Source organism: Streptomyces sp. NPDC054813, from assembly GCF_053611365.1.
Genome location: NZ_JBSHAF010000046.1, coordinates 30,163 through 36,565 on the forward strand (window position 1 = coordinate 30,163; position 6,403 = coordinate 36,565).

Consider the following 6,403-nt stretch of genomic DNA (forward strand, 5'->3'; position numbering starts at 1 on the left):
TCGGGGCTACGGTTCCTGCTGGCCGGCGGCGGTGACCGTGCCGGCCGGGACTGCCCAGGGCAGTTCGATGAAGACGGTCTTGCCGCCCTCCCGGGTGGGGCGCACCCGGAGCTTGCCGCCGCACTCCGCGGTGAGCCAGCGGATGATGACCATGCCGCGCCCGTTGTCCTGCTGCACCGCGGCTGGGAGTCTCTTGGGGAACCGCGGATGGCTGTCCGTGACGCCGATGCGCAGCTGTTCGTCACGGACCAGGACGAGGGCCACCGTGAAGGTGGGTGACTGCCCGAAGGTGTGCTGCACCGCGTTGGTGGCGAGTTCGGAGACGATGAGACGGATGGTGTCCGCGGTCTCCGTCTCCGGTGGCAGCCCCCATTCCGCGAGGGTGCTCAGCACGTAGGAGCGGGCCGCGTAGACCGAGGCGGGATCGCTCGGCAGAGTGACGGATGCTTCCAGGTGGTCTGCCATGGCGACGTCGTCCCTTTCCCACGGGACCGGAGTCCGACACGGTGCGGATGGTTCGAGTACGGTCCCGGACTGGTGCTTCTTCGTCAGACTGCCATTACCAGGACGGTCAGGGGAGCGATCCACCAAGATATGCATATATCTGTCGCTCGATGCGGTGAACTCTGCGACCCCAGAGCGTATTTGGGCGGGTCGGAAGGAGTAAGGAGTAGCCCATGCAGAACGGTCCCGCGGTACGCCGCCGGAAACTGGGCGCCGAACTGCGCACACTGCGCACCGGCGCCGGCCTCACGAGCGGTGAAGCCGCCCGTCTGGTGGGCTGGCACCAGTCGAAAGTGAGCCGGATCGAGACCGGCGCCAGCGGTGTGAAACCGGCCGATGTGCGGTTACTTCTCGACGCCTACGGTGTGGTCGAGGGGCAACTGCGCGAGTTGCTGCTGGTGTTGGCGGGGTCGGAGGACACCGCCGGGCGGCACCACTGGTGGCACGCCTATCGTGGGGTGCTGCCGCCCACCTACCGGGATTTCATCAGCCTGGAGTCGCAGGCCAGTGCGATGCGCACGCTGGAGACCTCGGTCGTACCGGGGCTGCTGCAGACCCCCGAGTACGCGCGTGCGGTGACCCGGGCGGCCGCCGACGGGCTCGACGACGAGGCGCTGGACGCTCTTGTACAGGTACGTATGGCCAGGCAGGACGTACTGCGCAACCGTCCGCCGCTGGAGCTGAGCGCGGTGCTGGACGAGGCGGTGCTGCGCCGGGAGGTCGGCGGCCCGGGCGTGATGGCCAGACAGCTGGAGCGGCTGGTGGAGTCGGCCCGGCTGCCCCAGGTACGGCTCCAGGTGCTGCCGTTCTCGGCCGGAGCGCATATCGGCATCACCGGGCCTTTCGTAATCTTCTCATTTCCGAGCACTTCTGATCTGGACGTGGTTGTTCTCGACCAGTTGACGAGTAGCCTCTACCTCGAACGGAAAGAAGACCTCCAGGCCTACACGGAGGCCTTCAACACCCTTCAGATCCACGCCCTTTCGCCCGAGGACTCGTTGGATTACATCGCCGGGATAGGTGACGGCGCGTAAGGAGGCACCATGACTGCACTGCCTCGGAACGTACCTTCAAGTGCTGATCTGCACGGACTGAGGTGGCTGCGCAGCAGCTACAGCACCGGAGCGAACAACTGTGTGGAGACGGCGCGGCCGCGCTCCGGTCGGCTGACCGGACTGCTCGCCGTGCGCGACTCCAAGGATCCGGCCGGACCCGCGCTGCTCTTCTCCCCCGGGAGCTGGGCGGGTTTCGTGTCGGCGCTCACCGGCTGATCAGCCCGTAACCGACTCCGTATCCGCATTCGGTCAAGACCCGGCCCTGTCACGCCGACTCATGGTCGTGTCTCACCGATCACCTGTACAGCGCGTTCGATCTCGGCCCCGGAGAGGTCCGCACGGGCGGTGAGCCTGAGCCGTGAGACGCCGTCCGGCACGGACGGCGGACGGAAACAGCCCACGGCCAGGCCTGCCGTACGGCAGTCGGCCGCCCACCGCACGGCCCCCTCCGGGGACGGGGCCCGCACGGAGACCACCGCGGCGTCCGGACGCACCGCTTCCAGACCTGCGGCGGTCAGCCGTGCGTGCAGCTCCGCTGCGACCTCACGGGCCCGCTCCGCGCGTTCGGGCTCGCGGCGCAGCAGCCGTAGCGCCGCCAGGGCCGCCCCCGCCGCGGCCGGGGCCAGGCCGGTGTCGAAGATGAAGGTCCGGGCCGCGTTCACCAGATGGTCGATCACCCGGGCCGGGCCGAGCACGGCCCCGCCCTGGCTGCCCAGCGACTTGGACAGGGTCACCGTGACCACCACGTCGTCGGCGCCGGAGAGCCCGGCCGCGTAGGGCGCGCCCCGCCCGCCGTCCCCGAGCACCCCGAGCCCGTGGGCGTCGTCCACGAGCAGCCCGGCGCCGCGCTCCCGGCAGGCCCCGGCCAGGGCGGCCAGCGGTGCCGCGTCGCCGTCCACCGAGAACACCGTGTCGGAGACGACGACCGCGGGCCCCTCATGGGTGCCGAGCGCCTTGCGTACGGCGTCCGGGTCGGCGTGTCCGACGACCTGGGTGGTGCCCCGGGCCAGCCGGCAGCCGTCGATCAGCGAGGCGTGGTTGAGGGCGTCGGAGACGATCAGGGAGCCGTGCGGGCCGAGAGTGGTGACGGCGGCGAGGTTGGCGGCGTAGCCGGAGGAGAAGACCAGGGCCGCCTCGAACCCGCAGAATTCGGCCAGCTCGAGCTCCAGCTCGGTGTGGAGTTCGGTGGTGCCGGTGACCAGCCGGGAGCCGGTGGAGCCGCCGCCCCAGGTCCGGGCCGCCCCGGCCGCGCCCTCGGCCACCTCCGGGTGGTGGGCGAGGCCCAGGTAGTCGTTGCTCGCCAGGTCCAGCAGCGGGGAGTCGGCAGTGCGGGGGCGCAGGGTCCGTACCAGTCCGGCGCGGCGGCGGAGTTCCGCCTGTTCGTCGATCCAGCCGAACGCCATGGCTCCTCCGGTGAATTTGTAGGCAGTGGACAGACCCTAGCGGGACCACCAGCCACCCACTGTGTGGCAATACCCACACGTCGAACTGACAGGGTTGTGCAAACTCTCCTTGGCCCGGAGCAGCCTCGTAGTACAGGATCGGCTCTCATGGACCTGCTGAACACGCTGGTGGACAAGGGGCTTCGGCGCGAGCTGCCGACCCGCGAGGAAGCGCTCGCCGTGCTGGCGACCTCCGACGACGACGTGCTCGATGTGGTGGCCGCGGCCGGCAAGGTGCGCCGGCACTGGTTCGGCCGACGCGTGAAACTCAACTACCTGGTCAACCTCAAGTCGGGCCTGTGTCCTGAGGACTGCTCCTACTGCTCGCAGCGCCTCGGCTCCTCGACCGGGATCCTCAAGTACAGCTGGCTGAAACCCGACGAGGCCTCGAAGGCGGCCGCCGCCGGTCTGGCCGGGGGCGCCAAGCGGGTCTGCCTGGTGGCGAGCGGACGCGGCCCGACCGACCGGGACGTCGACCGGGTGGCCGGCACCATCAAGGCGATCAAGGAGCAGAACGAGGGCGTCGAGGTGTGCGCCTGCCTCGGTCTGCTCTCCGACGGCCAGGCCGAGCGGCTGCGCGAGGCGGGCGCGGACGCCTACAACCACAACCTCAACACGTCCGAGGGGACGTACGGGGACATCACGACCACCCACACGTACGCCGATCGGGTGGACACCGTCAACAAGGCGCACGCGGCCGGCCTGTCCGCCTGCTCCGGTCTGATCGCCGGTATGGGCGAGACCGACGAGGACCTGGTCGACGTGGTCTTCTCGCTGCGCGAGCTGGACCCGGACTCGGTGCCGGTCAACTTCCTGATCCCGGTCGAGGGCACCCCGCTGGCCAAGGAGTGGAACCTCACCCCGCAGCGCTGTCTGCGGATCCTGGCCATGGTGCGGTTCGTCTGCCCGGACGTCGAGGTCCGTATCGCGGGCGGCCGCGAGGTCCATCTGCGCACCATGCAGCCGCTCGCGCTGCACCTGGCCAACTCGATCTTCCTCGGCGACTACCTCACCACCGAGGGCCAGGCCGGCCAGGCCGACCTGCAGATGATCGCGGACGCCGGGTTCGTGGTCGAGGGCGCCGACGAGGTGACCCTGCCGCAGCACCGGGCGGAGGTCGCCGGGGGCTGCGGGTCGCATGCCGAGGCCGGGTGCGGGTCGCATGCCGAGGCCGGGTGCGGATCGGGCTGCGGCGGGCACGACGGCGCGGACCTCTGCGGTACGGCCGCTGCCCAGGCCAACGAGCCACGCACCGACCTGGTCGCCGTCCGCCGCCGGGGCGCCGGAACGGATCTCGCGCCCAATGCCTGACCTGAGCGTCCCCGAGCTGCTGGAGCTGGACCGGCGGCACGTCTGGCATCCGTACGGACCGATGCCGGGCCGGGCCGAACCGCTCGTCGTGGAGTCGGCGAGCGGGGTCCGGCTGCGGCTCGCGGACGACTCGGGCGAACTGATCGACGGGATGTCGTCCTGGTGGTCGGCGATCCACGGCTACAACCACCCGGTGCTCAACGAGGCCGCGCGCGACCAGCTCGGCCGCATGAGCCATGTGATGTTCGGCGGGCTCACCCACGAGCCCGCGGTACGCCTGGCGAAGCTCCTTGTCGACATGTCGCCCGCCGGTCTCGAGCATGTCTTCCTCGCCGACTCCGGCTCGGTCTCGGTCGAGGTCGCGGTCAAGATGTGCCTGCAGTACTGGCGTTCCCTCGGCCGCCCCGCGAAACAGCGCCTGCTGACCTGGCGGGGCGGCTATCACGGCGACACCTGGCAGCCGATGTCGGTGTGCGACCCCGAGGGCGGGATGCACGAGCTGTGGTCCGGGGTGCTGCCCCGCCAGGTCTTCGCGGACGCGCCGCCGGCCGAGTACGAGGAGTCGTACGCCGACCGGCTGCGGTCGCTGATCGAGCGGCACGCGCACGAACTGGCCGCGGTGATCGTGGAGCCGGTGGTGCAGGGCGCGGGCGGGATGCGGTTCCACTCCCCCGGCTATCTGCGGGTGCTGCGCGAGGCCTGCGACGCGCACGACGTGCTGCTGGTGTTCGACGAGATCGCGACCGGCTTCGGCCGTACGGGTGCGCTGTTCGCCGCGGACCACGCGGCCGTCACCCCCGATGTGATGTGCGTGGGCAAGGCGCTGACCGGCGGCTATCTCACGATGGCGGCGACCCTGTGCACGCCCCGGGTGGCCGAGGGCATCTCGCGGGGCGAGGTGCCGGTGCTGGCCCACGGACCGACGTTCATGGGCAATCCGCTGGCCGCCTCCGTGGCCTGTGCCTCGCTCGGGCTGCTGCTGGGCCAGGACTGGCAGGCGGAGGTCAAGCGGATCGAGACGGGCCTGCGGGACGGCCTGGCGCCGGCCCGGGAGATCCCCGGCGTACGGGACGTCCGGGTGCTCGGAGCCATCGGGGTCGTACAGCTCGACCACGAGGTGGACATGAAGACCGCCACCGCGGCCGCCGTACGCGAGGGTGTGTGGCTGCGGCCGTTCCGCGACCTGGTCTACACGATGCCCCCGTACGTCACGGGCGACGCGGACGTGGCACGGATCGCGCGCGCGGTGTGTGCCGCCGCGCGGGAGGGATGAACATGCCGATCCTGATCATCACGGGGACGGGCACCGAGGTCGGCAAGACGGTCACCACGGCCGCGGTCGCCGCCGCGGCACTCGCGGCGGGCCGCTCGGTGGCGGTCCTCAAGGCCGCGCAGACCGGGGTACGACCGGACGAGCGCGGGGACGCCGACGAGGTCGCGCGGCTCGCGGGCCCGGTGACGACGGCCGAACTCGCCCGGTTCCCCGAGCCGTTGGCGCCCGGTACGGCGGCCCGGCGGGCCGGGATGGCCCCCGTGCGTCCGCACGAGGTGGCGGAGGCCGCCGCCAAGCTGGCCACCGAGCACGAACTGGTGCTGGTCGAGGGGGCGGGCGGGCTGCTCGTACGGTTCGACGCGGCGGGCGGCACACTGGCGGACGCGGCCCGGCTGCTGAACGCCCCGGTGCTGTTGGTGGCGTCGGCCGGACTCGGCACCCTCAACACCACCGAGCTGACGGCTCGTGAACTGCGGGCCCGTGAGCTGGAGTTGCTGGGTGTGGTGATCGGCAGCTGGCCCGGCTCCCCGGATCTGGCGTCGCGTTGCAATGTGGCCGATCTTCCGGAGGTGGCCGGGGCGCCGCTGCTCGGTGCGCTGCCCGCCGGGGCCGGGGCGCTGGCGCCCGTCGACTTCCGTGCGGCGGCGCCGGGTTGGCTCTCCGCGCGGCTGGACGGAGGCTGGGACGCGGAGGCGTTCCGGGGGCGGGAAGCGCCTTAGTGCCGGGGCAGGCCACGTCGGTCGGATGCGGCTGCGTGGGGGCTGGTCGCGCAGTTCCCCGCGCCCCTTCGGGGCGCGTGTGGAACGCCCCTTTAGGGG

The 6,403-nt window shown here is 71.4% G+C and carries 7 protein-coding genes; 5 read left to right on the forward strand and 2 right to left on the reverse strand.

Annotated elements, in window-relative coordinates:
- Nucleotides 1-6 precede the first annotated feature (6 nt).
- Nucleotides 7-465 carry an ATP-binding protein gene (locus ACWGJB_RS47975; RefSeq protein WP_453386337.1) on the reverse strand — a complete coding sequence of 153 codons (459 nt, stop codon included), beginning with the start codon at nt 463-465 and terminating at the stop codon, nt 7-9.
- A gap of 212 nt (nt 466-677) precedes the next feature.
- On the opposite strand from ACWGJB_RS47975, the gene ACWGJB_RS47980 reads away from it, so the two are divergent.
- Nucleotides 678-1,538: a helix-turn-helix domain-containing protein gene (locus ACWGJB_RS47980; RefSeq protein ID WP_453386338.1), complete on the forward strand. Its 861-nt coding sequence runs from the start codon at nt 678-680 to the stop codon at nt 1,536-1,538.
- A 9-nt stretch (nt 1,539-1,547) separates the two neighbouring features.
- Nucleotides 1,548-1,775 carry a DUF397 domain-containing protein gene (locus ACWGJB_RS47985; RefSeq protein ID WP_362561995.1) on the forward strand — a complete coding sequence of 76 codons (228 nt, stop codon included), beginning with the start codon at nt 1,548-1,550 and terminating at the stop codon, nt 1,773-1,775.
- Nucleotides 1,776-1,834: 59 nt separating this feature from the next.
- Here ACWGJB_RS47985 and ACWGJB_RS47990 read toward each other — a convergent pair whose 3' ends face one another.
- Nucleotides 1,835-2,962 (reverse strand): 8-amino-7-oxononanoate synthase, encoded by a 1,128-nt coding sequence (locus tag ACWGJB_RS47990; protein WP_453386339.1) that lies wholly within the window; start codon nt 2,960-2,962, stop codon nt 1,835-1,837.
- Between the two features lie 147 nt (nt 2,963-3,109).
- Here ACWGJB_RS47990 and bioB point away from each other — a divergent pair, with 147 nt between their 5' ends.
- The 3 genes from bioB to bioD are packed head-to-tail and all read left to right on the forward strand — an operon-like array spanning nt 3,110 to nt 6,304.
- Nucleotides 3,110-4,312: a biotin synthase BioB gene (gene bioB / locus ACWGJB_RS47995; protein ID WP_453386340.1), complete on the forward strand. Its 1,203-nt coding sequence runs from the start codon at nt 3,110-3,112 to the stop codon at nt 4,310-4,312.
- Nucleotides 4,305-5,585: an adenosylmethionine--8-amino-7-oxononanoate transaminase gene (locus ACWGJB_RS48000; protein WP_453386341.1), complete on the forward strand. Its 1,281-nt coding sequence runs from the start codon at nt 4,305-4,307 to the stop codon at nt 5,583-5,585. Before bioB ends, ACWGJB_RS48000 begins: the two co-directional genes overlap by 8 nt.
- A gap of 2 nt (nt 5,586-5,587) precedes the next feature.
- Nucleotides 5,588-6,304 carry a dethiobiotin synthase gene (gene bioD, locus ACWGJB_RS48005; protein ID WP_453386342.1) on the forward strand — a complete coding sequence of 239 codons (717 nt, stop codon included), beginning with the start codon at nt 5,588-5,590 and terminating at the stop codon, nt 6,302-6,304.
- The last annotated feature ends 99 nt before the right edge of the window (nt 6,305-6,403 follow it).